Genomic DNA, 25893 nt, shown 5'->3' with positions numbered 1-25893 from the left:
TTCGGACCTGGCTCTGATTGCTAGGGACGTGGTGAGGTAGAAAGGGCAGGGTTGACGGCGGTGACGTCGGCTATTCCCTTTAGCGAGAGCTAGTTATCTCGGGTTTCTCCAGGGGGCAGGAGCCAAGGCGCCAGAAGAAGCCCCCGGCCCTGATGTCGAAATGGATCTGGCCGCTGTCGCTGAACTAGAGATGTCGATCGATCCAGTCGGCGGCAAGTTCGGGCCAAAGGGCGTGGCTACCAGCTCGATCGCGCAAGGCGAAGCCGTGCGGCGCGGTACCGAAGATATGCGCATCCACGTCGAGGCCAGCGGCCGCTGCCGTCTCAACGAGGCGCAGCGCGTGCTGGACGGGCACCGACTGGTCGTGAAGCGCGTAGGCGAGAAAGAGTGGCGCCTTCGGCAGGCCATGCGGATGATTGGCAAGGCCGATCGGCCAGTCGTCATAGAAATCCTGCTTCTCGATTGGTGGATAGTCGGGCTTGCCGAGCGGTATCTTGTGCAGCCGATGATTGGCGTTGATCGGTGCGTAGGCGATGAGGGCGCCTCGCGGGGAGAGTGCATGTCTCTGGCATGCCATGACCGCGGCGAGATGACCTCCGGAGGAAAGCCCGACGTGGAAGAGCGGCAGGGCCGATCCGTCTCCAGCAAGATGATCAAGTGCCGCCAGCCCGTCACGGAGAGCGATGTTCTTGGGAAATACGTCGCTGTTGCCGTCCGGCGCTCCGGGGAGGCGATGGACGAGGACATGTGCGTCGATGCCAAGGCCGTTCAGCCACAGCGCCACCTCGGTCCCTTCCTTATCGTAGAAGATCTGCGTGTAGCCGCCACCTGCGTAGACAATCGCGCGAGCACGCGGCGCGGCGATTGTGAAGCTGTGAAGTTCAGCCCGCGTCACAGTACCCAAAAGGCGATCGGGCCACTCGCCGGAGAAGCGGTTGGCTGATCCTTCCGACAGAAATGTGATCTCCGGAGCGCGCATAACCGGATACGGGAAGGACGAAAAATTCATTGCACTGTTCCAGATGTGGTGCCGGATGGGCGTTGTGTTGCACCCCGCCGGCATACGCTTGGGGCGCGGCACGCCGCCGTTATGATTCCGTCCACCATGGCAATTTCCAACACGGCGCGATAGCTGTTGTCTGCCTGTCGCCGTCGTCGGGAAGCCGGAGCCCTTCGACGAGGGCTCCGGCGGTTGCTCATACGGCGCGCGGCGCCATGACGGCCGACTCGAGGGCCTTTTGTTTGCCGCGGCCCCAAAGCTGATCGTATTTCCAACCAGTGAGGTCTTCCACGACGCGGCCGCTTTCTTCGGTCTCGGGTTGCCTGGCTCCGGCCCGCAGACGTTCGACTTCGCGGATCAGCACGGCATGGGTCTCGCCGTTGAGGCGGAACTTCCACGAGGCAACGGCGCCGAGCAGCATGATAATGATCGGCGCGGCGACCAGAATGACGATCACGGTGTGGATCGCCCCTTCGGTTTGGGGCGCCGCACCGGATTGATAGCCGCCGGCCTGCATGGCGAAGCCGGTGACAGTGAGTGCCAGCGACTGGGTTAGCTTGCGAACCAGCGTCATCACGCCAGCGAAGATGCCTTCGCGACGCTTGCCAGTGACGGCCTCGTCGATGTCCGGCAGGTAATTGTAGATGCTCCAGGGAACGAAGTTGAGCGTGCCGCGGCCGAGACCGGCGAGCGCCAGCGGAACCAGTAGCCAGAAGACCACCGAACCGGACAGAGATCCCGATAGGATGGCGCCGATCATGTTGGTCTCAACGGCCTTGAGCGCCGGCGTGAATCCTTCGGGCTGGGTCATGTAAAAGGCGAAGAAAAGCACGCAGGCGGCGATGACCAGCGAAATGGCCGTGCGGTAGGCCACCACAGGCCCGAGGCGCATGACCATGTTGATGGCAACGATGACCGATATGAACTGAAACAGATACATGATGGTCATCAGTTGCGAGATGACCAGTGTGGCACCCATCATCACCGTGATCACAAAGATCGGGAAGGCGGTGTTGAAGACGTCCTGTGAGATGTAGCCGCCAAGATAGATGCTGAGATGCTGGCGGAAGGCTCTGAGCTGGAGAGTGGAGAACATGTCACGGAACATGTTGACCGGGATCATGGTCACGCTCGCAAGGCTCATCGGCGGACGGCGGACGCCGAGTTCGGCGTCCGTGTAGGGGCGCTCCCAGGTGAAGAGGACGACGAGAAGCACCACAGCCGAGAAGATGCCGCCAAAGATCGCCGCCATGATCAGGAAAGTGTCGGGCGCGTCCTTGCCGCCGAGCGAGTTGATGATCAGCGTCGGCAGATAGGAGGCGAGCACGGCCGAAGCCTGGGCTACGAGCATGCGAGCGCCGGCGAAACGGGCCTTGGCTTTGTAGTCCGACGTCATCTCGGCAGCCAGCGTCTCCCAAGGGATCAGCACCGACGCATAGACCACCTCGAAGAAAATGAAGGTGGTGAGATAGTAAGCGAAGCCATGGCCGGTGACGAACATGAGCGCGAAGCAAGGCAGCAGCGGAATGGCGATCAGCAGAAAGATCTTGCGCCGTCCGATGTGCCGCCCGATCCAGGTATGGCGTAGGTTATCCGAGAAATAACCGATCAGCGGGCAGGAGACGGCATCCACCAGCCGTGGAATGCCGAGGATCAGGCCTGCCTCGCCGGCGCTAAGGTTGCAGAAGGTGGTGTAGAAATAGAACAGCCAGCCGGAAATGACCGCCATGGCGCCGGCACCAAGCATATCGCCGGATCCCCAGGCCCAGTAGTTCATCCACCCCGTCTTGCGGGGCGCCGCATGCATTGTCATGTTATCCTCCTGAGACTGCAGCGTCGCGACTCCTCCGCGGCCTGCCAGATTGATGCCGGCTGAACCCTCTATGCTTCGCACTTTGGCGAAAGGCCTGATCCGGCGTCCGAATTGGCTCAAATGTATTGGTAGAGGGCCTCGCCGAGCGTCAGCAGCGCCATGGCCTGGCCGTAGGGCATTGAGGTGAGCGGGATCTTCTTGTAATCGTCCACCGACATGAAGACCGGCGTGCCGAAGGAGACCTGCGTGAGTTCCCCAGCGGGAGAGATGCGTTCGCAGATCGCCCGAGCGGCGCGTAGGCCCACGGTTTCGAATTCTGCTGGCAGGTAGCCGCGCCGGACGCCCTTCAAGATGCCATAGGCAAAGCCCGCCGACGCGGATGCCTCCTCGTAGGAGGTCTCGTCGTCGAGGATGGTTCGCCAAAGTCCGGACGGAGCCTGGCAGCGGGCCAGGGCGCCAACCTGCGCCGCCAGCGTATCAATCAAGATCCGCCGCACTGGATCGGTCTCGGGCAGGTTGGTCAGTTCGAGAAACTCGGGAATGGCAATGGTGATCCACGAGTTGCCGCGCGCCCACAATGCATTGGCGAAGTTATGCCGCCCCTCGAAAGTCCAACCGTGGAACCAGAGGCCGGTCTTGCGGTCGACGAGATACTTGATGTGCAGCAAAAACTGTCGCTTGGCCTCGTCGACATAGGCCGGCCGGCCGAGCAGCAGACCGATTTTGGCCAGTGGCAACACGCTCATCATCAGCGTGTCGTCCCACATCTGCTGATTATTGACCGAGTTGTAGACGATGTGCTGGAAGCCGCCTTCCTCGGTGCGTGGCAGCCCGTTCATCACCCATTCGCCCCAGACATCGAGGTAGGGAAGATAGGCGCGGTTGCCGGTACGCTCGTAGAGATAGGCAAGTGTCAGGAAAGGGGCGACGGTATTGATATTGCGCGACGGCGTTCCTTCCCGGAAGCGAGCAGCGAACCAGTCGGTGATGATGTCGGCGAATTTCTGGTCGCCGGTGAGCTCCCAGATCTTGTACATTCCGTAAAGGCCGATGCCGTGCGTCCACTCCCAACCGGCCCAGCCTTTGGTGTCAATGACACGGCCGTCTTCGAGACGCAGCAGGAATTGGCCGGTCTCGTCCTTGATGTTAATCAGGTTCTCGGTCAGGCGGTCGATGAGACCGATCATATGGTCGCGGGGGTAGATGCGCTCTTTCTGCTGGAGCAACGGATGCATGGTCATGGCCTCTTACGGTCCTCGCCCAATTCGGAATTGTGCTCTCCGCCAACCGGCGGCCGCATGCGCGGAGAACCGTGCGCGGACTGGCAGCACGAAACGCTCGCCGCATAGCCGTTACCGGCCGCGGTGCCTTTCCGTCCATCGGTTCGCTCAGTTGCTCCCCCACCTTTGCGGAACGCCGGTCCGATCTTGTTCGAACTAGCGATCGCAAAATTCCGAAACAGTGTTTTGATAATTGAAAAATTGCATGACTTGCGCCGATCCGCAAGTTCCGTCATTTCCCCTATGCGGCAAAAAGCATTATCCATCAGTATGATTGCGATGGCGCGGGAAAGTCCGAACGAGCTGTTGCATTTCGTGGAGCATCATTTCAAAATCGTGTTCCGAATTTTGCGAAACGAGCTCATTCATGCCCACGCCCCCGAAGCAGGACTCCGTTGCCGCCGTTCTCAAGGTCTTCGCCGTGCTCGAAGCGTTGGCTGAGGACCGGACGGTCAGCCTGACGGAACTGGCGCAGCGGGTCATGACGTCAAAGAGTACGGCCTACCGCTTGCTGCAGACGATGCAGGAACTCGGCTATGTGGAGCAGGAGGGCGATACCGACAAATACGGCCTGACGCTCAAGGTTTACGACCTCGGTGCCAAAGTGCTGAATCGCCGGGCCGACCTCATCAAGGTGGCCGATAAGCCGATGGGGGAGCTGGTCCAGCAGACGCACGAGGCGGTTCATCTAGGGATTCTCGATCCGCAGACCAATTCGGTCGTCTACATCCACAAGCTCGACTCGCTGTACAATCTGTTCCTGCAATCACCGATCGGCAAGCGCAACCCGCTGTTCAGTACCTCGCTCGGCAAGGCGCTGCTGGCTTGGCGGGATGACGACGACCTGCAGGCGACGCTGCCGAAGCTCGGCTATCTCAAACAGACCCCGAATACGATCACCGATCCGGCAGTGCTCGCCGAACAGCTCAGGCAGGCTCGTCAGCAGGGCTATGCCGAAGAGTGCGAGGAAAGTGAACTCGGCGTGCGCTGCATGGCCGTGCCGGTTTTCGATCACATCGGCAAGGTGGTAGCGGCGATCAGCGTGTCTTTCCCGGTGTTTCGTTTCGACGAAAACCATCGAACCGACTATGTTCGAGAGCTGCGAAAGGCCGGAAGGGCGACATCTCAAGGGCTCGGTTTTTCGGGCGACTACGCCCCGCTTGTTCGCTCTGGCGCACTGACGGCCTGATCCCGGCCCGACACATCCCCTCAGGCTTCGATAAGCGATGAATTGGCAGGGGCGCAGACCGCCAGTTTATTGCCTGCCTTCAGAGGCAGGCTTTGAAATAGTCGTCGAGGACGAGGTCGACCATGGCGAGCGACAGGCCATGGGCGGTGGGTTCGACGCGGCCGCGCCGGACGCCCTCGTAGACGCCGCGAAGATACTGGCTGATCAGCGTCTCGGGTATTGTGGTGGTACCGAACAGGGCGAGCAATTCCTCGGCCGCCTTGGCGATCTCCGGCTCCGGCCAGTAGTAGCGGATGCGATCGGAATAGCTGAAGTGCCGCTGCAGGCGCTGCTCGTCGGGCGTGCCGAAATAGTATTTGGCCCAGTTGTCTGGATGGGCGAGCATCACCCGCTCGAAGGTGGCGGCGAGCGTCTCCTTGCGGCGACCGGCGTAGAGTACCTCGGCGATGTGGTCGAGACCGTAAAGCGCCTCGCGCAGCGCAAACGTCAGGGCCGGGCCAACCTTCAGGATCGAGAAGCCGTTGTCGACCAGCGCCTTCAGTGCTTCCGGTGTCTGGTAGTCGGTGGAGTGCGCCTCGAACACGAAGCCCTTGAGATCGACGAGCACGGCGCTGAGCGATGCCGCCTTGTCGGCATCGAAGGCGACGACGTTGTGATTGCCGAACTCGACGCCTGGCTGCACCACGGCGCCGACGGCGCGCTCGAAGGCATCGGCGATGCCGGCCTTGGCGAAGGCCGCGCGGTGGACGGCGATGGTCTCGCGCGCCGCCTCGGGCTTGGTAACTTCAAGCTCCTCGATCTCTTCCATGGCGCCGCCGGGGATCGGCACTTCGGTGCCGACGATATAGACCGGCTTGACGACAGCGTTCTTGGTTGCGGCCTTGGCGACGGCAGCGAGCGAAGCGGCTCGTTCGGCGGTCAGCGCGTCGGCGAGCGCCACCGGTTCCCCAGCGCAGCCCATCGAGGTGTCGAGGTGGAGCTTGGTGAAGCCGGCCTTGGCGAAGGCGTCGATCATCACCTTGGCCTTGTTCATGGCCTCAGTGGCCGGCAGCTTCTTCCACGGGTTGGGGCCGAGATGGTCGCCGCCGAGAATGACGTTGTCGAACGGGAAGCCGACGCGCTTGGCGATTGCCGCGACGAAGTCCCGGAAATCCCGCGGCGTCATGCCGGTGTAGCCGCCGTCCTGATTGACCTGGTTGCAGGTCGCTTCGATCAGCACCGGCAGGCCGAGGGCGGCGGCACGGCGCATGGCCGCCTCGATCACCACCGGGTGGGCCGAGCAGATCGAGGGAATGCCGCGCAAGCCGGATGTGCGGAAGCGCCAGGTGGAAATGTCGCTGAGCGGGTTCGTGGCCATGTCTTCAGCTCCTCTCGATACGCTGACCGGTAGCCCGGTCGAACAGGTGGATACCGCCGGGGGCAATGGCGAGGGAAGCGCTCGATGTCTCCGCGACCCGCTCGGAATGGATAACGACGACCTGATGACGGCCAAGGCGGCCGAAGACATGCGTCTCGTGGCCGGTCGGCTCGATGAGATCGATGGCAAACGGCAGGGCGCCGGCTGCGTCGCTCGAGACAAAATTGAGGTGTTCGGGCCGGACGCCGACAGTTACGGTCGCCCCTTCCGCTACACCATAGCCATCAAGCGGCAAGCGCAGCCCGTCGTCGGTCTCGGCGAACAGCCGGTCGCCGTCGCGCCGTGCTGTCGCCTCGATCAGGTTCATCGCAGGCGAACCGATGAAGGTGGCGACGAACAGGTTGGCGGGCCGATCATAGACATCGAGCGGCGCTCCGATCTGCTCGACGCGGCCGCCGTTCAGGATGACGATGCGGTCGGACATGGTCATGGCTTCGATCTGGTCGTGCGTCACGTAAATGGAGGTTGTGCCGAGCCGCCGCTGCAGCGCCTTGATCTCGGTGCGCATCTGCACGCGGAGCTTTGCGTCGAGATTGCTGAGCGGTTCGTCGAACAGGAAGACGCGCGGCTTGCGGACGATCGCCCGCCCCATGGCAACGCGCTGGCGCTGGCCGCCCGACAGCGCCTTCGGCATGCGCTTGAGATAGGGTGTAAGGCCGAGGAGGTCGGCCGCCTCCCCTACCGCCCGTACAATCTCTGGCTTCGGCACGTCACGCAGCTTCAGGCTGAAGCCCATGTTGTCGGCGACCGAAAGGTGCGGATAGAGCGCATAATTCTGAAACACCATGGCGATGTCGCGGTTCTTCGGCGCGACGTCGTTGACCTCGCGGCCATCGATCGAGATGGTGCCGCCGGAAATGTCCTCAAGGCCGGCGATCATTCGCAAAAGGGTTGACTTGCCGCAGCCGGACGCGCCGATCAGCGAGATGAATTCGCCGTCGCGGATCGAGAGGTCTATGCCGTGGATCACCTCCTCGGCGCCGTAGCGCTTGACGAGGCGGCGGATATCGACGGTGGCCATGGGGAACTCCTGCAATAGATCGGGTGGGTCGCCGGTCGCCCGGCGACCCCGACGAGAGCTCAGCCGAGCACCACCACCTTGGACAGGTGGCGCGGCTGGGTGCTGTCGATGTTCTTGGAATTGGCGATCCGTTCGCCGAGGATCTGCAGCGCCGCCAGCATTTCGAGCGAACGCTGCAGGCCGTGGGTGGCGATCGGCAGCGTCAGGTCGCCCGGTCCACCGAGACCAATCACCTTGGCGCCCTTGGCCCTCAGCTCGGCGACGAGCTTGGCCTCTTCGCCCGGCTGATCCTCGCTGTAGAGCATCACGATCAGCATGTCCTCGTCGGCAAGGCTCATCGGCCCATGCCGATACTCCATGGTGTGGAACGGCTGCGACACCGAAATGCTCATTTCCTGCAGCTTGAGGGCACCTTCGGAGGCGATGCCGAAATAGACGCCGCCGCCGAGCACGACGAACTTATGCCGCCCGGCCGCCACCACCGGTGCCTTCTCGCTCATCGCCGCCACCGCGGCGCGCGCGCCGGCCACCACGGCCTGCTCAACCTTTTCGCCGGCCATGCGCAGGCCCATTAACAGCATCAGGCTGGCCGACGACGACATGACGATGCCCTCGTCGGGATGGGTCGGCGCGAACGCGACGATGTCGGCCGCCTTGGCCATCGAGCTGTCCTTTTCGCAGGTGATCGCCAGCGTGCGGATGCCGAGCTTGTGGCTTTCCCGCACGGCCTGCACGACCTCGGTCGATTCACCGCTGCGCGAGATGCCGACCACTACGGCGCCGTTGGTATTGGGAAGATAGGAGCCATGGCGCAGCGCCCACTCCGAACCGGCCACGGCGATCGCGCGCTTGCCGTTCTCGTTGAAGGCAATGGCGAGGCTCATGGCCACATAATAGGAGGTGCCGCAACCGACGAAGACGTAAGTGTCGGCCTCGACCGACGGCAGCGCGATGTCGATCGCCTTCTCCCAGAAGGGGAACTGCTCGACGATGACGCGTTCGGTGGTGTTCATGGAAAAACGTCCTTGTTTTGTCTGTTTATTCTCAGGAGGTCACTTGGTCGCGCCGGCCATCAGCCCACTCACCAGGTAGCGGTTGAGGAACAGCACGAGCAGAACGGGCGGGATGATGGCGAGGATGCCGGCGGCGTTCATCAGGCCGAAGTCGATGTAATTGCGCGTCACGAACTCCGGGATCAGCACCGTCAATGGTTTGGTGGCGAGCGTCGGCGAGAACACCAGCGGCACCATGAATTGGCCCCAGGCATTGAGGAAGGTCAGGATGGCGCTGGCGATCAATCCGGGCGCCGCCAGCGGCAACACGATGTGCACCAGCGTGTAGACGCGTCCGGCGCCGTCCAGCCAGGCCGCTTCCTCAAGCGAAATCGGCATCGCCTGATAGACTGACCGCATCAGCCACAGCGCCAGCGGCAGGAAGGCCGACACGTAGATCAGCGTGATGCCGGTGTAGGTGTCGATCAACTTCAGGGAGATCATCAGCCGATAGAGCGGAATCATCACTGTGTAGGCGGGGATGGCGAGCGTCGCCACCACGGCTACGAATAGAAGGTCGCGGCCGGGAAACTCGAGCCGCACGAAGGCATAGGCACCAAAGGCGGCAATCGCCACCGTCACCACGGTCGCCAATACCGACGTGATAAGGCTGTTGGCGAGCGCCGCCGAGAACTGCGGCCACACCGACTGGACGGCGTTGCCCTGCGACATGCTGGTGGCGCCGAACAGCTTGGCATAGTGCTCGAAAGTGATGTGCTGCGGCCAGAGGGATGGCGCGCCCAGGAGGTTCAGCGGCGGCGTCAGTGAGGTGACCAGCGACCAGTAGATCGGCCCAAGGGACCAGGCCACCAGCAAGGTTACGGCAAGGACGGTGCCGATCCGCCCGGGCAGCGTTGATATGAGGCTGCGCATGTCAGTCGTACCTCGTTTCGCGATAGACCCTCAGCACGTAGAGCAGCGACACCATGAGCGAGGCGAGCATCGCCAGGATCGAGAGCGCCATGCCGCTTGAGAAGCGGAGGTTCTGGAAGGCCGTCAGGTAGACCTGGATGATCACCGAGCGCGTATCGAGGCTCGAGCCGGACAGGATCCAGGCTTCATCGAACAGGTTGAAGGCGAATACCGTCGATTGGCTGAGCGCGATGGCGACGCCGCTGGAGATCAGCGGCAGCGTCACCAGACGGAAGCTCTTGATCGGTCCGGCACCGTCGAGCCGTGCCGCCTCGTAGAGGTCGCGCGGGATGCTCTGCAAAGCCGCCAGGAGGATCACCGCCGTCAGCGGCATCATGCGCCAGACATGCACCAGCGACACCAGAAACAGCGCCGTCGCCTGGTCGTTGAACCACACCTTGCGGGAGTCGATCAGGCCGAGCCACAGCAGCGCGTGGTTGAGCAGGCCATAGCTTGGATTGAAGATCCACATCCAGACGATGGCGTTGACCACCGGTGGCAGGCACCAGGGCAATACGGTGATGGCCAAGAGCCATTGCCGACCATGCTTTACCCGGTTGAGCAGCAGCGCTGCGCCCATGCCACCGACCGTCTCCAGCACCACCGCCATCGCGACGTAACAGAAGGTGTTGAGCCAAGCTGTCTGCACGTTGCTGTCGGCGAGAAGCGCGCCGTAATTGGCAAGGCCCACGAAGGGCATGCCGGGCCGCATCGGATCGACCCGGTAGACGCTGTCGACCAGCGACGTTGCGAGCGGCCAGAATACCAAGCCGCCCATGATGGCGACGATGGGAACGACGAGCGCGGCAGCGAGGGCGAGTTCGCCCGGCTTGCGGTTTCGTCTGGGATTGGAGGTGGACATCAGAACTCTGCGTTCCCTAGGCGGCCGTCAAGCGCGCGAGACAATGTCCCGGGCATCAGGTGGTGCCGTGGCAGGAAAGGAAGCGATAAGGCGACGAGGCCGGCTCCGCCGTCCGGGTTGGCTCCCGGACAGCGGTCGGGACTGGCGGTTAGTTTGTCTGGGCGTCTTCGGCCGCCTTGGCGATGGCCGCGATCGCGTCATCGACAGTAAGCTGCCCCTTGGCCGCCTGGTTGATGGCGCTCGCCACCGCGGTCGAGAACTGCGGATACCAGCCGGGCGTGCCCTGGGCGATCAGCGGCTCGACGACCGCTGCCTGAGCGAGCAGCACATCGCCTTGCTTCAGCTTGCCTTGCTCGTTGAGCTGCTTCAGGACGGAGAGGCGCGGCGGCAGGTTGCCGAGCGTCTCGTAGGCTGCGATCTCATTTTCTGGGCTGGTCAGCCAGGCGATGAAGGCTTCCGCTGCCTTGGCGTTGGTGGCGCCAGTCGGGATGCCGACCGCCTCGGGCAGGCCGAAGGTGCGCGACTTGCCCGTTGCCGACGGCATCAGCGCCGCCGCGACGTCGTTGGCCACCTGCGACTTGGTCGGATCGGCGTAGACGGCGAGGTTGCCCGCCCATCCCGCCACATCAAAGGTGAGCTTGCCGGCCTTGAACACTTCCTGCACTTCGACGTCCTTGAGGCCGGTCGCCGCCGGGTCGATCAGCCCGTCCTTCAGAGCGCCGATCTCGAAGGCCAGCGCCTTGTAGCCGCCGGAGTCCTTGGCCGTGAACAGCGGCTTGAAGTCCTTGTCGAACAGGTCGCCGCCGAACACCTTGGTGAGAAGATACCAAGCCGTCGAGGTCCCCTCGGTTGCCGAAAGCGGCAGGCCGATCGGGAACTCGGCAATGCCGGCAGCCTTCACCGCCTTGGCCGCCGCCAGCAGCTCGTCGGGTGTCTTCGGTGCCGCCTTGATACCAGCCTTGTCGAGGTGGGCCTTGTTGTAGATCAGAATACGGAAGTCGTTGCTGTAGGGAACGGCCAGGAGCTTGCCGTCAAAGCGGAAAATCGAGGCAATCGCAATATCGTCGATCACCGCCTTGTCGATCTTGTCGTCGAGCGGTTGATACCAGCCGGCGGAACCGAACTGACCGACCCAAGACCAGTCCACCTCGGTGGCGTCGGCGGGGGCCGTGCCAGCCACCATGGAGGTGATGATCTTGGTGCGGATATCGTCCCAACCGAGCGTCTGCGCGTCGAGCGTCACGCCGGCGTCCTTGGCGAAGCGGTCGGTCATCTCCTTGGGCAAGGTGCCCCAGGGCGGCAGCAACACCGTGAGTGTGTCGGCGGCAAGCGCATTGCCGACGATGGAGGCGAGTAGCGGCAAGGTCAGTGCTGAAGCAAGAAAATCACGTCTTTTCATTATCGTTCCCCTTCTTGGTCAGAGTGCCTTTCCAGAGCGTTGGCTGGCTCGATCGAAACTTTCGGCCGATGGGCAAACGCGCCGGATTATTTGCTTGAACGTCCGCCTTTCGATCGGGCCGGTTCCGCCCGATCGACGGAAGGCCCTAGGCGAGAGCCGTCCGGAGCGTGGCATCCAAGCGGTCGACCCAGGCATCATCGACAGCCCAACCGGCGAGCCGGGCTGCCCTGAGCGCGGCGCCGCCGACAGGCGGCAGGCGCGGCGTCGATGGCGGCGCATCGAGGCGCGTCGCCATATGATCTGGCACGGCGGCGGCGTTGAACACGCCGCCTGCGTAGCTCCAGCGAATAGGCGTCGTGCCTCCGCAACGGCGCCAAGCGATGATCAGTTGTTCGGAAAGCTCAGTGGCTGCGCGTTCGAGCAGACGGCTGGCGATGCTATCGCCGCCGATGGCGAGACTCGTCACGTGGCGGGCAAGGCCGGCGATGCCCGAGCGGCGGCTCTCGAGCCCGTAGCACCAGGCCATGAGCTGGTCCGGCTGGATGCCCATGGCGGCAAACATCTGCTCGGCGAAAGCCGGCGACGGTTCGCGACCATCGATATGGCGCGACAACAGGGTCAGCACTTCGCGGCCAAGCCAATAGGCACTGCCCTCGTCGCCGAAGATATCGCCCCATCCGCCGACCCGGATATGCGGACTGTCGGCCTCGCCGAGACTCGCCCAGGCCATGGAACCGGTACCGGCCAGAATGAGAGCGCCGGCACCGCAGGCAAAGGCACCGTCGAAGGCAATGCGGACGTCGTTCTCGACAATGGCGTTGTGCGGAAAGTGAAGGCGGACGGTGGCGATCTGCGCCTCGCTATACTCCTCCACCTCGCCATGAAACGGCAGACCGAACGCCGATGCCTGGAGATCGGCATCGCCAACGCTGGCGGCAAGAGCGGCGATCTCGGCGAGCCAGGCGCTATCGGCGGTGGGGTCGAGGCTCGGTAGATGCTGCAAGGAGACGATGCTGGCATCCGGCGCCACCAGGGCTGCGATGGTTTTGGTCCCACCGCTATCGACGCCAAGGACAAGGCCGCTCATGCTGCGTCCTCGCCCTGTTCGGCGGTGTCATCGATCTCAAGGCTGACCACCCGCGTTTGGCAACCGGCCTGGGCTAGCTTGTCCAGCCAGGGGGCGGTGAGGCTATCGTCGGTAATCAGATCGAGCCGCTCGTCGAGCCGTGTCACCTGGTAGGTGGCGCGTGGCCCGAACTTGCTGGCGTCGGCGAGGACGGTGGTGCGCGCCGCCCTGGTGATCATCTTCTCGTTGAGGCGCGCCTCGTCTTCATCCATCGTGTAGGTACAGCCATCGTCGCCCACCGTGCTGGCGCCAAGGAACAGCTGGTCGAACCACAGTCGCTCCAACATGCTCTCGGCCAGAGCCCCGAGCACCGAGGCGTTGCGCGAGCGAAGGCGACCGCCGAGCAGCGTCACCTGAACGTCGCGGATGTCGGTCAGCACCTGCGCTACCGCCAAACAGTTGGTGAACACCGACAGCGGCAGAGGATTCATGCGGATGCGGCGGGCGACCTGCAACACCGTGGTGCCGGCGTCGAGGAACACCGACATGTCCGGACTGAGGTCGTCATAGGCGGCAAGGCCGATGGCCCGCTTGGCGGCGATGCAGGTTTGCTCTCGCACCTCGAAGGCGGCCTCGATACCGGCCGAATCGGCGATGCGGGCGCCACCATGGGTTCGGTGGATGGCCCCCTCCGTCTCGAGAGTCAGCAGGTCGCGCCTGACGGTCGGGAGCGAAGCACTGACCGCCTCGGCGATCTCATGGATCGAGGCGGACGTCTTTTCGAACAGGTAATGGCGGATGGCCGACAGACGGTCGTCCTTCATGGTCTGATCCTTTGTGATCGTAAGCTGGATTACGATCCACATAACGATCAATGTCAATCAGAAATTTGATCATATAATGATCGATTTGAATCCGGTCGTGGCGGGCAAATAGGCATCGGTTGGATTTGAAACGGGCAGAACGGAGGAAAGGCGCCCCGAGAGCATCCCGATAGACGGTCGCACTCTGATGGGGCGCCGCAAAATAGTCCGCGGAGCCGGTTCTGCCGGACGTGGCCGACGCGGCAATCTTTTGTTGATTTTGGCAGGAGGGGTGAAGCGACCGCATCGTCGCTCAAGCGTGGTGGTGCCTCGGTCGACGGCTTGATCCATCAGGCCACGTTTGGTGTGGCCATTCTTCGCCAATGCCGGACCGATTACCCGCGGTAGCGTTTTTGCTTCAGAAATCGGGATCGCTGTCCATATGCGAGAAATCGACCGGCAGGCGGTCGACTTCACGGACAAGACGATCCGGGCTCTTGCTGGAGGCCGATCGCTCCGAGCGGACGGCTTCCTGGGCTCGACTAGCTGGTGGTATAGCGCGTCACGAAATCGTCGGCCTTGCCGAGATCACTGACCAGTTCCACGAGTCGTGTCGCGACATGGTCGAGCAGAACGCGCCCATTTTCCGCCGTGGCGGCGGTCGCGTTGCCGGTGACGCCGGAGCGCTGGAGGTCTTGAGCCTTCCATCCAAATCCGCCCATTCGACCATTACCCGGATTGGCCGAGAATTGGCGGGCCGTTGCCTCTAGTTCGTTGGTAATCGGCTGGAAGTCGGCGATCTTGTCCTGACGGACCAGGTCGGGCCGCAGATGCAGCATCAGACTGGTCTCTATGGCGCCGCCATGCATGCCGTAGGCGATTTCGCCGGGCGCAAACATGCCCTCGGGATAGCCGGCGTCGAACCACGCGGCATAAGCGACGAACAGGCCAAGCCGAACACGCAGGTCGAGCGCGGCGTGGGCCAGAAAGCCGCTCTGGCCGCCGTGGCTGTTGAAGATCAGGAAGCGGCGAACACCGGCGCGGGCGGCGCAGGCGATGAGATCCGTCCAGTTATCGATCAGCCGCGCCGGAGAAAGCGCAAGGCTGCCGGCGAAATCGAGATGTTCGGCCGAGGCGCCCACCGTCTGTTCAGGCAGCACGACCGCCGGCACGTTGTCGGGAAGAAGTTCGAGAAAGCGGCTGATCATGCCTCGGTTGATGAAAGCATCGGTTCCGACCGGCAGATGTGGCCCGTGCTGTTCGACGGCGGCGACCGGCAGGATGGCAACGGTATCGGCAGGCAGCGCCGCCGCGTCCTGGGTGGTGAGATCTGTCCAATAACGGCGCATGTTCAAACGGGCTCCGATGCGATGGCGGCAACGAATTCGGCGGCGAAGGCGGTGAGGTCCAGGCCATTCTGACGCTCGATTTCATCGAGGATGCCGGGCGGCCAGCTGTCGACCGGCTCATAGGCGGCAGCGATGGCACCAGCGATCATGGCGATCGTGTCGCTGTCATTGCCGCCGTTGACGGCGCCGAGGATGGCCTGCCAGGCGCTGCCTTGGGCGGCGATAACAAGCCCGAAAGCATGCGGCACCGCTTCGGCCATGGCGACGCCATTGCCGACCACATCCCTCAGCTCGGCAGCGGCGGCATGAACGTCACCCGCATGATGGCTGCCGATCTCGACTGCCATGGCAATGCGCCGAATCACGCCGGCGCCCCCGACAACCCGACCCCAGGCGACAGCCTCTCTCTCCGGCGACAGCGCCCGCTATGGCGGCTTGTTCAAGGTCGCCAAATTTAGCTCCACCCAGCCCGGCCGCGATGGCTCCGGCGACGGCGCCAGCGCCTCCGAAAGCAATCTGAGTATTGTGGGTTGGTGCTGACAGAATAGCCGCCAGTTTCGCGGCCTCCTCGGGACGGCCGGACTTCGCGCAGCCAGCGGCCGGCGCGCGCATCGCGCCTCCGTTGGAGGTGCCGAACATGCAGGAATAGACCGGTGGGCTGGCGACCCGGGCTGGATCCATTCCGGCTTTCAACTGCTCGACGGCGATGCGCGTGGTCGGTCCGGCGAACCGGGTGAAGACGTCTCCGTCGCCTGCCCAGTCGAGCATGCCGGCGACGGCGTCATCGACGGTCGGCTGTCCCCCCGTGGCGATGATGCGCCTCGCCATCGCCAGCATTTGCGTGGCGTCGTCGGTGAGGCGGCCTGGTGTCAACCCTGCCGCGAACGGTGCCTTCGGAGGCGGTGGCATGAGACGATCGACTCGACCGCCGAAGACGGAAATGATCTCATCGGGGTGCATGGCCTCCGTGGCGGCACCCAGGGCGTCGCCGAGACAGGCGGCGGCGAACACCCGACGGACGGCTTCAGGGGAAGCTTTCAAGACAGGACTCCAGCCAGAAGATTGCGGACGTTCACGGTGGCAGAGGCTCGCTCCACGTCGGCCCAGTTCTCCCCGGAACCGGAGAGATAAAGTCCGGCCGCGGCGACGCCATGCGCAAGGGATCGGTCGAACGGGATGCCGGCGGTTAGCGCCCGGGCGAGCCCGGCCAGAAATCGATCGCCGGCGCCGGTTGTATTTTGGGGCGTCACCGGCATGGCAGAAACGCGCAGGAGACGATTGCCATCGCGGGCGAGCACACCATCGGCGCCAAGGGTGACGCAAACCCGGTCGCCTGCGGGCCTCAACTCTTGCGCCAGCACCGCCGCGGCCGCGTCATCCACGACCATGCCACGCTCTTCGGCAAACGCCTTGAGAACCTGCCGATTGGTGACAACAACGTCTGCCACGGCGGCGGCCCGCTTGGCTGCTGCCCAGCCCCAGCGCCCGATCTCGGGCCATTCCAGGTCGATGAAGGCCAGAGCGCCGGCGCTACGAGCCCCTGCGAGGAGGTCAAAGGCGGCATGATCATGGAAAAGGTTCATCAAGACGGCGTCGCCCGCTGCCGGCCGCAAGCCAGATCCGATGCGTGCGAGCACCACTTCGTCGATGGGTTCGATGAGGATGGCGCGCTCGCCGGATTTATCGAGGATGATCGTACAGCTCGCCGTTTCGAGGTCGGGCACCCGCTCGATGGCGTCAGTGCCAACCCCGGCTTCGCTGAGCCGTTCGAGCAGCCGTTGGCCCACGCCATCATCGCCGACGACGGACGCAGCTGTTACCCGCTCTCCCCAACCGGCTAGCGCGAAGGCCACGTTGCGGGCAGGCCCGCCAGCCGAGTCCTGCTTGGAACTGACGAAGGCCTTGTCGTCCGGGCCGGGAATGCGATCGACCCTGATGATCCGGTCGAGTACGACCGGTCCGACACAATGGAACTCTGGGCGTCTCATCGGGCATCGATCCTGAGGCCGGTATTGATGTCGAACAGCATCACGTCGGCGGTTCTCGGGCGGAGACCGACGAACTGCCCGGCTTCCAGGGCAGCGCCGGCATGGGCGACCGAAACGCGATGATCGTCTACGAGGAAATGCAGCAAGCGCTCGCCGCCAAGATATTCCGACGATGTGAGCTCCGCGACAAAAGCACCCGGCGTATCGCGGTCGACGATGTCGATCCGCTCGGCTCGAAGTCCGAGCGTGATTTCAAGATTCCGCACCTTGTCCAGCTTGTCAGTCAGCGCGGGATCGGGTGTCCAGGTTGTGCCACCAATACTCCAGCCTCCGGAAAGATGTCGGCGAGCCTTCACGAGGCTGGCGGGCGGATTGCCGACAAAGGTGCCGATAAAGGCGGTGGCGGGACGCTCATAAATATCTTCGGGGCTGCCCCATTGCTCAATGGCGCCATCATGCATCACCGCCACCTTGTCGGCCATGCTCATCGCTTCCTCTTGGTCGTGCGTCACCATGACGGTGGTCGCGCCGACGCGGTCGTGCAGCTCACGCAGGTCGACGCGCACGCTCTTGCGCAGGATGGCGTCGAGGTTGCTGAGTGGCTCGTCGAGCAACAGAAGTCTGGGGCGTATGGCCAGTGCGCGCGCAATCGCAACGCGTTGCTGCTGGCCGCCGGACAACTGGCGGGGCATACGCTCGCTGAGGCCGTCGAGTTTGACGAGATCGAGCGCCTCGCGCACTCGTTCGTTGGCTTCGGCGCGGCCCATCTGCCGCATGTCGAGACCGAAGCGGACGTTTTCGGCGACGCTCAGGTGTGGGAAAAGGGCGTAGCTTTGAAAGACCACGCCGATGTCACGCCGGAAGGCAGGCACCCCGGCCAGCCACTCACCGGAAAGGCGGATGCGACCCGCCGTTTCGGTCTCGAGGCCGGAGATGATCTTGAGCAGTGTCGACTTGCCGCAACCCGAGGGGCCGAGCAGCGCCACGAAATCGCCTTTGGGTATGGTGAGCGAAATTCCCTTCAGGACATCGGTCTCGCCGAAGCGCTTGGTGATCTCCTCGATGTGGAGATAGTCCTTCATCGCGCCTCCTCGGCAAGGCGCGCCAGTGCGCCGAGCCCGACCAGAATGGCGTTGCGCTGCCCGGAGCCGGAGCGGTGCGGCTCGCCGGTTACGACGTTGTCGCCAACCGACGAGACGGCGCCGCCACGACGGCCATAAAGGCTAGAAAGCGTCAGGATGGCCGCGGCCTCGCGATCGGTGTTGAGGATGCCGGCGCGCCGCCAGTAATCGATGATCTGCTTGTGGTCGTCCTGGAGATAACCACCAGGGCCGGGCTTGCCCCAGCCACAATATTCACTGTCGCCGGACCGGGTGATGCCGACGTGGAAGGGATGGCCGATCGCTTCAGCCTCGGCAGCCATGGCGGCGACGACGCGCCAGTCTGAGACCGCCGGATATTCCACGCGGACATGCGCTTTGGTCATCCCCTCGTCGCGGACGGCACCGGAGGAAATGACGATGTCGCCGACGCGCACCTTTTCGCCCCAGGCGCCGCAGCCGCCGATACGGATCACCGTATCGCAGTCGGTGTAGTTGAAGAGATCCATCAGCGCGAGTTCGGCTTCCGGCGATCCGGAACCGCCGAGCACGACCGAAATCGGCACGCCGCGATAGCGCCCGGTGTAGGTGGTGAAAAGACCGGTGCGCGCCACTTGCTCCGCACCCTCAAGTTCGGCGACGATCTGGTCTTCGGCGGCACCCTCTCCGACCACCAGCGGATCGCGGACGGCGAGCACCACCTTGGAGGCGACGCTTTCGCGCCGGAAGCCGGTGAGCGAGGGAATGCCGTCGCGTTCGAACTTCGGCATGCGGTCGAGATAAGGATAATCTGTCATGGTTTCTCTCACACTTGCCGCGACCATTTCATGGTCAGCTCCCCGACGACGGCCGCGAGGAGGATGATCGCGATGATGCCCGCGCCGATGGCGAGCGTTGTGGGGTCGACGCCCTGACCGCGCAGCTGCGAGTAGAGGCGGACGGGAAAGGTCATCCAACGGCCGCCGGCGATCAGCGCCGAAACGATCACGTCGTTGAACGAGACAAGCAGCGAGAAGGCCGCCGAGGTCAGCAGGCCTGGCAGAGCAAGCGGTATGACGACACGGCGCGCAACATCGAATGGCCGGGCACCCAGGCTCACGGCGGCCGCCTCCAACTGCGGGTCGATGCGCTCGAAGGTGGCATGCATGATACGCACCGCGTAGGGCAGGGTGATCACGGTATGCGCCAGGACCAGACCAGTCAGCGTGCCCGAGAGGCTTAACGCCGAGTAGATCTGCATCAGGGCGATCGCCCAGACGATCAACGGCAGCACCAGCGGAGCCAGCAGAATGGCTTCAATGATCCGAGCACCACGGGGGCGATGGCGAACGAGCACGTAGGCGGCGAGTGAGCCGGTGACGACCGCGATGGCGGCCGAAAGCAGAGCTACCAACGATGAGATGCCGAGCGCGCTTTGATATTCGCGGCTGATGGCCGCTGCTTCGAACCAGCGAAATGACAGCCGTTGCGGCGGAAAGCGGAAGAAATTGCTGTCGTCGAACGAGGCGAGGATCAGGACGATGATCGGCGCCAGCACAACCACATAGGCGAGCCCTGTCCATACCGTGTGGAGCCATCGCCAAAGACGCGGGATCATTGGCGGGCCTCCTGTCGACGGGAGAGACGGCTGCCAATGACGATGGCTGCCTGAAGTAGGCCGATCATGGCCAGCGCGACCATGGCCAGCGCGGAGGCGAACGGCCAGTCGAGCACTTGGCCCGCCTGTTGGTAGGCGACTGTGCCGAAGGTTGCGATGTGGCCTTGTCCCAGAACCTGCGGCGTCACAAAGGAGGTGAAGGTGGCGCAGAACACCAGCACCGAGCCGGCGACGATGCCAGGCGTTGCCAGCGGCAGTATCACGCGACGCCAGGTGGCGGCTGCCGATGCGCCTAGCGAAGCGGCCGCCTGCTCGAGATCTCCAGGCAGGCGAGCCAACGTATTGACCAGCGGCAAGACCATCAGCGGCAGGAAGGATTGGACCAGTCCGATCAGGATACCGGCCGGCGTACCGAGCAGTTTCACCGTCGGCAGGCCAAGAAGGCGAGCGGCGCCGTTGACCACGCCGAGCGGTCCCATCAGGTGAAGCATGCCGAGCGAGGGCAACAGTGCGCCGGAGACCAGAGGCACCAGCATCAGCGCCAGCAGGATACCTTTGAGACGGCCGGCACGGGTAACAATGAAACGGGCCACCGGTAGCGCGACAACAAGCGAAATGGCTGTCGTGACGATGCTGTAGGCCAGTGTCCGCAAGAGAACTTCGAGAAAGAACGGGTCGGCCAAAAGGCGGGCATAATTGTGAATGGAAAATCCATCGGCCAGCAGCAGCGATCCCTCGGCCTGGGTGCGAAAGGATGTGCTCGCCAGCCAGAGGAAGGGGGCGAGAAACACAACGGCCGAAAGCGCGAGCGCAGGTAGCAGGAGCAGGATCGACGGCGGCATCGGCAACGATAACCTCGTTGAAAAAAGCCGGCGCACGGGGGGAGACATCGTGCGCCGGAAAGTGCCTCGACCGGTGGCACCCGGACGGCGGATCGGGCAGGGGAGCGAGCGCCGCGCGGCCGGGACCTCGTCACCAGGGTTTATTGGCCGAGGATTTCCTTGTTCCAGCGTTGGGTCCAGTCGGCGCGCTGCGAGATGACATAGGGCCAGTCGAGCTGCAGGAGACCCTTCACCTCGTCAGGGGTATCGATGACATCGGCCGATACCTCAGGCGACAGTTTGACGTTCTTGTTGGTTGGGCCGAAGTAGAGCTGCTCGGCATAGTCCGTTTGGTTCTTGACGCCGAGAGCCAGCGCCGCGAACTTCTTGGCCAGTTCCGGCTCGGGCGAGTTCTTGACCAGGCAGAGCATGTCGCGCACCAGCACCGGGCCAGGGCTTTTCGGGAATGAGAAGCCGATATCGGGATGGGTCTTGAGCGCGGCGAGCACGTAGCCAGAGATCATCGGCGCCATGGCCACCTCACCGGCGTCCATCATGGCGAAGATTTCGTCGAGGTTGGTGTAGGTCATGGCGATCGGCGTCAGCTCCTTGAGCTTGCCGAAGGCGGCGTCGGGATTGTGCTCATCCTTGCCGGCGAGGCGGGCGGCAACGCCAAGGACGCCATCGCCTTCAGAACCGGGGTAGCTCGAAAGAGCGATCTTGCCCTTGAACTCCGGCTTCCACATGTCGGCCCATTCCGGCGGTGCCGATACGAGCTTCTTGTTGTAGGCAATACCGAGGCCGACCAGAGACATGGCGTAGCAGCCATTGTTCATGCCGTCCCAGACGTCTTTGAAATAGGGGGCGTTCGGATCGGGAGCGTCAACGACGCCGTCCTTCAACGCCTGCGGTGCTTCGTAGATGTTGACGAAGGCGACATCCATCGTCGGGTTGGCTTTTTCGGCATAGATGCGCGCCATGCGGTCGCCTGAGCCGCCAAGGACGAACTCAACCTTGGCGCCTGTCTCCTTTTCCAGCGGTTCGGCCGCGTTCTGGCGAAGGAGACGTTCGATATCGCCACCCCAGGTGCCGACCACCAGGGTCTTGCCCTTGAAGTCCTGAGCGAAGGCGGGGAGACCCGCCGTCACGAGCATGGTGGCCGCGAGACAGGCTACGCCAGCCTTGGAAAGTCTGTTGTCCGACATGTTGGTTGTTCCCCGATGTTTTGGCTTGGACGGACAACGATTGAAGCGGAATCCCCGTTCTAAGGAAGACCTTCGCAGCTAATAATGATTATCAGCTAGGCAATATGGAGACTGCCTGTTTTTTCGACGACTGTATGGACTCGTGGTCGGATGGCTCCTGAGAGACGCGCCGCACCAACGATCTGAGCCAACGGTTGAAGGGGGAATGGTGGGCGCGCTCATGCCACAGCAGGTAAAACTTCATGAGCCCGAGTTCCGGAGGTGCATCCACCAGCGCGAACGGCATGTTGGTGGCCATTTCCTCCGCGAACGGTCGGCTGGAGGTGAATACCAGCCCGGTCGAGGCGGCCAGCACCGATGGTACGAGGGTGAATTCCGGGACGGTCATCGAGATGCGCCGCTTGCGATCGAGTTGGGCCAGGCGCCCGTCAACCGGACTGATTGCCGCGGACGCCGTTGGGGTGGGCGACAGGTGCTCCAGCGCCAGATATTCCTCGAGAGTGAGCTCGGCCCGTTCCGCCATCGGGTGATCGCGTCGCATGACCAGCACCATGTCGGCGTCAAGCAGCGGCGCGATTCGAAGGTTTTCGCGTGGAGCTGGCCAGTTGCCGATGGTCAGGTCGATGGTTCCCGTCTCCATCTCCTCGAAAATGTCGCGCTCGTCGGGGATCGCACTGAAGTCGACCTGCATGGCCGGCGCCTCTCGTCGCAGGGCAGCGGCGATCCGAGGCAGGAAGAAGGTACCGAGACAGTTTGCCGCCTGTATGCGCAGGTTGCGCATGTCGGTAGACGGCTCGAATGTCTCCACGTTGAGCACCATGCCATCAATTTCGGCAAGGATGGCAGCCATCCGCCGGCCGATCTCGGCACCGCGTTCGGTTGGCACCAGATGGGCGCCGGAGCGGACCAGGAGGGGATCCCCCAGGATTTCCCTCAGTCGTTTCAATGCCAGACTGACCGCCGGCTGGCTCTGACCGAGGCGAACCGCTGTTCGGGAAACAGAGCATTCCTCGATCAAAATCAGGAAGATGCGCATCAGGCGCACGTCAAGTCCATGTTCGATCGGGCGAAGCATTGGTCCTTTACACCTCAGGTTTGCAATGTATCCGCCGGACAATCCGGCGATATCGTCAAAGCAGATTTCATGCCGCCGGTCGGCGCGCACTCGTTCTAGTAAGGAAAAAGTCATGGCCCTTTTGATCCGAAATGGACGTATTTTCGCAAACGACAGTTCCGGTACTGAAATCGACGGCGGTGACATCTTGGTTGTTGACGACCGCATCGCCGCGATCGGTCCCGATCTGTCGGCCGAGGCGGCGCGGCATCCGGATATCGAAGTCATCGACGCTAGGCGCTCTCTGGTTCTGCCCGGTTTTATCGACGCCCATATGCACTCGAACGAGGGTTTCGAGATGGGGCGCTATGACAACCTGCCGCTGGAGATCTGGCTGTCGGAGGTCTATCCGCCATTTGGCGCTCCGACGCTTTCCTGGCGGGAGCATTACCTCAGGGCCATGCTGGTCGGCATCGTCTCCATTCGCTCCGGCGTCACCGCGCTGCAAGACGACGTCATCAATATGGCGTTCACGCCTGACGCCGTCGACGCCACCGCGACCGCCTATCGCGACCTTGGCCTAAAGGGCTGGCTCACCGCGTCCATGTGGGATGAGGGCTTTCTCGACAGCCTGCCGCCCTTCACCGCCAGCCTGATGGATGCCGATCTGCGCGATCGACTGGCAACGCTGAAGACGCCGGGGCGCGCCGAGCAGATCTCTCTTTTCCACGAACTGCGCGACCGCTGGCACGACAAGGATGGCATGCGCATCATCCTGGGCCCCTGCGGCCCGCAGCGCTGTTCGCCGGAGTTGCTCGAGGAGGTGGGCGAACTGTCACGGACGCTCGATCTGCCGATCCACTGCCACGTCCTCGAAACCAAGACGCAGGCGGTCACCGGTGAGACCAAGTATGGCATGACGTTGCCGGCCTTCCTCGACAAGGTTGGCTGCATGACCCACCGCCTCACCATGAACCACGCCATCTGGCTGACCGATGCCGACATGGAGATGATGGGGTCGGCGGGCGCCTCCACCACGCACAATCCGCTCGCCAACCTCAAGCTCGGTTCGGGTGTTTCGCCGATCCGCAAGCTCAAGCAGGCGGGTGTCAACGTCGCGCTCGGCTGCGACGGTGTCGCCTCGGCCGACAGCGCTGATATCTTCCAGGCGATCAAGGTCGCCTCGGGCCTGCACAAGATCGGCAGCCACGATTTCCATTCCTGGGTGTCCGCCCATGAGGTCTATGAGATGGCGACGCACGCCGCTGCCCGGTCCAGCTTGATGCAGAAAGAGGTTGCCTCGCTCGAGGTCGGCAAGAAGGCCGATATCATCCTGCTCGACCGCTATGATTGGGGCTTCCTGCCGTTGCATGACATCCGCAACCAGATCGCCTTCTCGGTGAATTCCGAGGCGGTCAGGATGGTCATCACCGACGGCCGGGTGGTGATGGCCGACCGCAAACTCACCCGAGTGGACGAAGCGGCTCTTCGTGAGGAAATTTCCGAGGCCGCCGAGCGGTTTAGGCGCGATTATTGTCCGGAAATGAGCGCCGGTGCTGCGACCGTTCGCCCGGCGCTTGAAGCCATGCACTTCAAGGCGACGGCGATGAATGTGCCGGCTGGTCACTTGCCCCTGCGCCTGCCGCCGGCAGCAGCCAAGACCGTTGGCTATCCAATTGATTGAGAAGACGTTTGGGGCGCAGATTTCTCGCTGAGCGGCGTTCGAACGAGTTTGAGAGTGTGCTTGAAGGAGGATGTGGCGGCTGAGCCGCCGCCACATCCCGGATAGCTTCAAGTCGGCCTCGCTAGCCCAAACCGCACAGCCGCCGCCCTGAGGCAGTCCTCGAAGGCGGAGAGATCTGACCACAGATTATCCGGCTCGACCTGCCGGCGGACCAGGATGCCGCCGAGCGTCTCGATGCCGCCATCGAGCATCAGGTTGTCGACCATTCCATGGTCTTCCACCATCATGCCGTCCGGACCGCGGGTGGCGCCGTCGGCCGTCTTGGCGATGGCGCCATGGTAATAATCGTCCCTCAGCCGCTCGAAGTAGGGGCGCGCCGTGTTGGTGTAGCCATAGGCCGCTCGGCCGAGCGCGCACATGAAGCCGACTTCAAAGGCCGTACCGATGTCGGCCGAAATGCCCCGAAAGGGCGTCAGGTTGGCGATAATCAGGTCCGACCCTCGCATGGCCTTTTCGTTGGCAAGACTGATACGGCGGCCGAACTCGAACAGCGACAGCCCTGTCGGGTCGAGCTCCTCCTCGGCGATGCCGTTGGGCTGGAAGCCATAGGAGAGTGCGAGCTCTCTCTTGGAAGCGATGACCGCCGCGCTATCCGAGAGGAAGACCTCCGGCCCGGCGAGATAAGCGCGCGGTCGGCTCATGTCAGCCTCCCGTCCGCGAGCGCCTTCAGGATCCACTCCTTGTATTTTTGATCCTTGTCCTTGACCTCGGGAATGACCTTCGATGCCTCGGACATGAAGAACAGGTAGTCGCGACCCATCTCCTGACCACGTCGGGTGTGCATATCGAGCGCGACGTCAGGGATTTCAGGCAGGTTGTCCCCGAGTTCGATCGAACGCTTCGCCCAATTGACCATGTCGTCGGAGGTGCGGTCCTTGTCGCTCTTGGTCAGAACGCGAATGGCGTGGGCGGCGAACAGGAAGCGGTCGCCGGCCGGGCGCGGATAGCGCTTGTGCTGCTGGTAGAGCGTCTCGATGAGGATGGGGGCATTGGGATTGCCGAGGCCGATATCCTCAACCGCCATCACGCACAGGCGGGACCACATCATCTCTTCCATTTCCGGGCTGGTGACAAACATCTCCCAGCCGAGCAGCAGAACGTTGTCGGTCATGCCGCGTCGGGTACATTTTTGCAGGGCGGAAATGACCTCGTCGGCGAAGAAGCCATGCTCGGTGGTGGTGCGCTGCCACGGATCGGGGGGCTGTTGAACCTTGACCATGA

Annotated in this window: 25 protein-coding genes; 2 read left to right on the top strand and 23 right to left on the bottom strand. The window is 63.2% G+C overall.

Translation table 11 applies throughout. The annotated features are described in order from the left end of the window. Positions 1-184: 184 nt before the first annotated feature. The 3 genes from AB6N07_RS21500 to AB6N07_RS21490 form a co-directional block, all read right to left on the bottom strand. A complete protein-coding gene (locus AB6N07_RS21500) occupies positions 185-1009 on the bottom strand; it encodes an alpha/beta hydrolase (protein WP_370675095.1) in 825 nt (274 codons plus the stop codon). Between the two features lie 187 nt (positions 1010-1196). Continuing rightward, the gene (locus tag AB6N07_RS21495; RefSeq protein ID WP_370675094.1) at positions 1197-2813 is read right to left on the bottom strand and encodes an MFS transporter; all 1617 of its coding nucleotides are present in this window, start codon (positions 2811-2813) and stop codon (positions 1197-1199) included. A 116-nt stretch (positions 2814-2929) separates the two neighbouring features. Further along, on the bottom strand, positions 2930-4054 hold the full coding sequence (locus tag AB6N07_RS21490) for a glycoside hydrolase family 105 protein (protein ID WP_370675093.1): 1125 nt from the start codon (positions 4052-4054) through the stop codon (positions 2930-2932). Between the two features lie 406 nt (positions 4055-4460). Here AB6N07_RS21490 and kdgR point away from each other — a divergent pair, with 406 nt between their 5' ends. Continuing rightward, complete coding sequence (gene kdgR / locus AB6N07_RS21485) at positions 4461-5282, top strand: DNA-binding transcriptional regulator KdgR (protein WP_370675092.1); 822 nt, start codon at positions 4461-4463, stop codon at positions 5280-5282. Between the two features lie 79 nt (positions 5283-5361). Here the strand turns inward: kdgR and AB6N07_RS21480 are convergent, their stop codons facing one another. The 18 genes from AB6N07_RS21480 to AB6N07_RS21395 all read right to left on the bottom strand — a co-directional run bounded on the left by AB6N07_RS21480 (position 5362) and on the right by AB6N07_RS21395 (position 23039). Further along, the gene (locus AB6N07_RS21480) at positions 5362-6639 is read right to left on the bottom strand and encodes a D-tagatose-bisphosphate aldolase, class II, non-catalytic subunit (protein ID WP_370675091.1); all 1278 of its coding nucleotides are present in this window, start codon (positions 6637-6639) and stop codon (positions 5362-5364) included. A gap of 4 nt (positions 6640-6643) precedes the next feature. Next, complete coding sequence (locus AB6N07_RS21475) at positions 6644-7720, bottom strand: ABC transporter ATP-binding protein (protein WP_370675090.1); 1077 nt, start codon at positions 7718-7720, stop codon at positions 6644-6646. Positions 7721-7779: 59 nt separating this feature from the next. Then, a complete protein-coding gene (locus AB6N07_RS21470; protein ID WP_370675089.1) occupies positions 7780-8733 on the bottom strand; it encodes an SIS domain-containing protein in 954 nt (317 codons plus the stop codon). Positions 8734-8772: 39 nt separating this feature from the next. Continuing rightward, positions 8773-9645, bottom strand: a complete 873-nt coding sequence (locus AB6N07_RS21465) for a carbohydrate ABC transporter permease (protein WP_370675088.1) — start codon at positions 9643-9645, stop codon at positions 8773-8775. A 1-nt stretch (position 9646) separates the two neighbouring features. Further along, on the bottom strand, positions 9647-10546 hold the full coding sequence (locus AB6N07_RS21460) for a carbohydrate ABC transporter permease (RefSeq protein WP_370675087.1): 900 nt from the start codon (positions 10544-10546) through the stop codon (positions 9647-9649). A 148-nt stretch (positions 10547-10694) separates the two neighbouring features. Continuing rightward, a complete protein-coding gene (locus AB6N07_RS21455) occupies positions 10695-11945 on the bottom strand; it encodes an extracellular solute-binding protein (RefSeq protein WP_370675086.1) in 1251 nt (416 codons plus the stop codon). Positions 11946-12090: 145 nt separating this feature from the next. After that, on the bottom strand, positions 12091-13032 hold the full coding sequence (locus AB6N07_RS21450; RefSeq protein ID WP_370675085.1) for an N-acetylglucosamine kinase: 942 nt from the start codon (positions 13030-13032) through the stop codon (positions 12091-12093). Further along, positions 13029-13835: a DeoR/GlpR family DNA-binding transcription regulator gene (locus tag AB6N07_RS21445; RefSeq protein ID WP_370675084.1), complete on the bottom strand. Its 807-nt coding sequence runs from the start codon at positions 13833-13835 to the stop codon at positions 13029-13031. The genes AB6N07_RS21450 and AB6N07_RS21445 overlap by 4 nt, the downstream gene beginning before the upstream one ends. 521 nt (positions 13836-14356) lie before the next feature. Next, positions 14357-15163, bottom strand: coding sequence for a creatininase family protein (locus tag AB6N07_RS21440; RefSeq protein ID WP_370675083.1), 807 nt, complete (start codon positions 15161-15163; stop codon positions 14357-14359). A gap of 2 nt (positions 15164-15165) precedes the next feature. Beyond that, complete coding sequence (locus AB6N07_RS21435; protein WP_370675082.1) at positions 15166-15510, bottom strand: ADP-ribosylglycohydrolase family protein; 345 nt, start codon at positions 15508-15510, stop codon at positions 15166-15168. Continuing rightward, the gene (locus AB6N07_RS21430; protein ID WP_370675081.1) at positions 15476-16204 is read right to left on the bottom strand and encodes an ADP-ribosylglycohydrolase family protein; all 729 of its coding nucleotides are present in this window, start codon (positions 16202-16204) and stop codon (positions 15476-15478) included. Before AB6N07_RS21430 ends, AB6N07_RS21435 begins: the two co-directional genes overlap by 35 nt. After that, positions 16201-17151: a carbohydrate kinase family protein gene (locus AB6N07_RS21425; RefSeq protein ID WP_370675080.1), complete on the bottom strand. Its 951-nt coding sequence runs from the start codon at positions 17149-17151 to the stop codon at positions 16201-16203. The genes AB6N07_RS21430 and AB6N07_RS21425 overlap by 4 nt, the downstream gene beginning before the upstream one ends. Further along, entirely contained in the window at positions 17148-18233 is a 1086-nt protein-coding gene (locus tag AB6N07_RS21420; RefSeq protein WP_370675079.1) for an ABC transporter ATP-binding protein, read from the bottom strand. Before AB6N07_RS21420 ends, AB6N07_RS21425 begins: the two co-directional genes overlap by 4 nt. Further along, positions 18230-19048, bottom strand: a complete 819-nt coding sequence (locus AB6N07_RS21415; protein ID WP_370675078.1) for a nucleoside phosphorylase — start codon at positions 19046-19048, stop codon at positions 18230-18232. Before AB6N07_RS21415 ends, AB6N07_RS21420 begins: the two co-directional genes overlap by 4 nt. An 8-nt stretch (positions 19049-19056) precedes the next feature. Continuing rightward, the gene (locus AB6N07_RS21410) at positions 19057-19848 is read right to left on the bottom strand and encodes an ABC transporter permease (RefSeq protein WP_370675077.1); all 792 of its coding nucleotides are present in this window, start codon (positions 19846-19848) and stop codon (positions 19057-19059) included. Then, the gene (locus tag AB6N07_RS21405; RefSeq protein WP_370675076.1) at positions 19845-20696 is read right to left on the bottom strand and encodes an ABC transporter permease; all 852 of its coding nucleotides are present in this window, start codon (positions 20694-20696) and stop codon (positions 19845-19847) included. Before AB6N07_RS21405 ends, AB6N07_RS21410 begins: the two co-directional genes overlap by 4 nt. Before the next feature lie 134 nt (positions 20697-20830). Further along, positions 20831-21874: an extracellular solute-binding protein gene (locus AB6N07_RS21400; protein ID WP_370675075.1), complete on the bottom strand. Its 1044-nt coding sequence runs from the start codon at positions 21872-21874 to the stop codon at positions 20831-20833. A gap of 91 nt (positions 21875-21965) precedes the next feature. Next, complete coding sequence (locus AB6N07_RS21395; protein ID WP_370675074.1) at positions 21966-23039, bottom strand: LysR family transcriptional regulator; 1074 nt, start codon at positions 23037-23039, stop codon at positions 21966-21968. Positions 23040-23061: 22 nt separating this feature from the next. On the opposite strand from AB6N07_RS21395, the gene AB6N07_RS21390 reads away from it, so the two are divergent. Then, positions 23062-24612, top strand: a complete 1551-nt coding sequence (locus tag AB6N07_RS21390; protein WP_370675073.1) for an amidohydrolase family protein — start codon at positions 23062-23064, stop codon at positions 24610-24612. 107 nt (positions 24613-24719) lie between these two features. On the opposite strand, the gene AB6N07_RS21385 is transcribed toward AB6N07_RS21390, so the two are convergent. Together AB6N07_RS21385 and AB6N07_RS21380 are read right to left on the bottom strand one after the other, a co-directional pair. Then, complete coding sequence (locus AB6N07_RS21385) at positions 24720-25313, bottom strand: nucleoside 2-deoxyribosyltransferase (RefSeq protein ID WP_370675072.1); 594 nt, start codon at positions 25311-25313, stop codon at positions 24720-24722. Further along, on the bottom strand, positions 25310-25891 hold the full coding sequence (locus tag AB6N07_RS21380; RefSeq protein ID WP_370675071.1) for an AAA family ATPase: 582 nt from the start codon (positions 25889-25891) through the stop codon (positions 25310-25312). The genes AB6N07_RS21385 and AB6N07_RS21380 overlap by 4 nt, the downstream gene beginning before the upstream one ends. Positions 25892-25893 lie beyond the last annotated feature (2 nt).

Source organism: Pleomorphomonas sp. PLEO (genome assembly GCF_041320595.1).
Classification (GTDB): domain Bacteria; phylum Pseudomonadota; class Alphaproteobacteria; order Rhizobiales; family Pleomorphomonadaceae; genus Pleomorphomonas.
The sequence above is the reverse complement of the archived record's forward strand: the minus strand, read 5'-3'. Positions and strand labels throughout refer to the sequence as shown.

Coding starts and splice junctions, on each gene's coding strand:
- AB6N07_RS21500 (WP_370675095.1), bottom strand. CDS start 1,009: ATGAATTTTTCGTCCTTCCCGTATCCGGTTATGCGCGCTCCGGAGATC.
- AB6N07_RS21495 (WP_370675094.1), bottom strand. CDS start 2,813: ATGACAATGCATGCGGCGCCCCGCAAGACGGGGTGGATGAACTACTGG.
- AB6N07_RS21490 (WP_370675093.1), bottom strand. CDS start 4,054: ATGACCATGCATCCGTTGCTCCAGCAGAAAGAGCGCATCTACCCCCGC.
- kdgR (WP_370675092.1), top strand. CDS start 4,461: ATGCCCACGCCCCCGAAGCAGGACTCCGTTGCCGCCGTTCTCAAGGTC.
- AB6N07_RS21480 (WP_370675091.1), bottom strand. CDS start 6,639: ATGGCCACGAACCCGCTCAGCGACATTTCCACCTGGCGCTTCCGCACA.
- AB6N07_RS21475 (WP_370675090.1), bottom strand. CDS start 7,720: ATGGCCACCGTCGATATCCGCCGCCTCGTCAAGCGCTACGGCGCCGAG.
- AB6N07_RS21470 (WP_370675089.1), bottom strand. CDS start 8,733: ATGAACACCACCGAACGCGTCATCGTCGAGCAGTTCCCCTTCTGGGAG.
- AB6N07_RS21465 (WP_370675088.1), bottom strand. CDS start 9,645: ATGCGCAGCCTCATATCAACGCTGCCCGGGCGGATCGGCACCGTCCTT.
- AB6N07_RS21460 (WP_370675087.1), bottom strand. CDS start 10,546: ATGTCCACCTCCAATCCCAGACGAAACCGCAAGCCGGGCGAACTCGCC.
- AB6N07_RS21455 (WP_370675086.1), bottom strand. CDS start 11,945: ATGAAAAGACGTGATTTTCTTGCTTCAGCACTGACCTTGCCGCTACTC.
- AB6N07_RS21450 (WP_370675085.1), bottom strand. CDS start 13,032: ATGAGCGGCCTTGTCCTTGGCGTCGATAGCGGTGGGACCAAAACCATC.
- AB6N07_RS21445 (WP_370675084.1), bottom strand. CDS start 13,835: ATGAAGGACGACCGTCTGTCGGCCATCCGCCATTACCTGTTCGAAAAG.
- AB6N07_RS21440 (WP_370675083.1), bottom strand. CDS start 15,163: ATGCGCCGTTATTGGACAGATCTCACCACCCAGGACGCGGCGGCGCTG.
- AB6N07_RS21435 (WP_370675082.1), bottom strand. CDS start 15,510: ATGGCAGTCGAGATCGGCAGCCATCATGCGGGTGACGTTCATGCCGCC.
- AB6N07_RS21425 (WP_370675080.1), bottom strand. CDS start 17,151: ATGAGACGCCCAGAGTTCCATTGTGTCGGACCGGTCGTACTCGACCGG.
- AB6N07_RS21420 (WP_370675079.1), bottom strand. CDS start 18,233: ATGAAGGACTATCTCCACATCGAGGAGATCACCAAGCGCTTCGGCGAG.
- AB6N07_RS21415 (WP_370675078.1), bottom strand. CDS start 19,048: ATGACAGATTATCCTTATCTCGACCGCATGCCGAAGTTCGAACGCGAC.
- AB6N07_RS21410 (WP_370675077.1), bottom strand. CDS start 19,848: ATGATCCCGCGTCTTTGGCGATGGCTCCACACGGTATGGACAGGGCTC.
- AB6N07_RS21400 (WP_370675075.1), bottom strand. CDS start 21,874: ATGTCGGACAACAGACTTTCCAAGGCTGGCGTAGCCTGTCTCGCGGCC.
- AB6N07_RS21390 (WP_370675073.1), top strand. CDS start 23,062: ATGGCCCTTTTGATCCGAAATGGACGTATTTTCGCAAACGACAGTTCC.
- AB6N07_RS21385 (WP_370675072.1), bottom strand. CDS start 25,313: ATGAGCCGACCGCGCGCTTATCTCGCCGGGCCGGAGGTCTTCCTCTCG.
- AB6N07_RS21380 (WP_370675071.1), bottom strand. CDS start 25,891: ATGGTCAAGGTTCAACAGCCCCCCGATCCGTGGCAGCGCACCACCACC.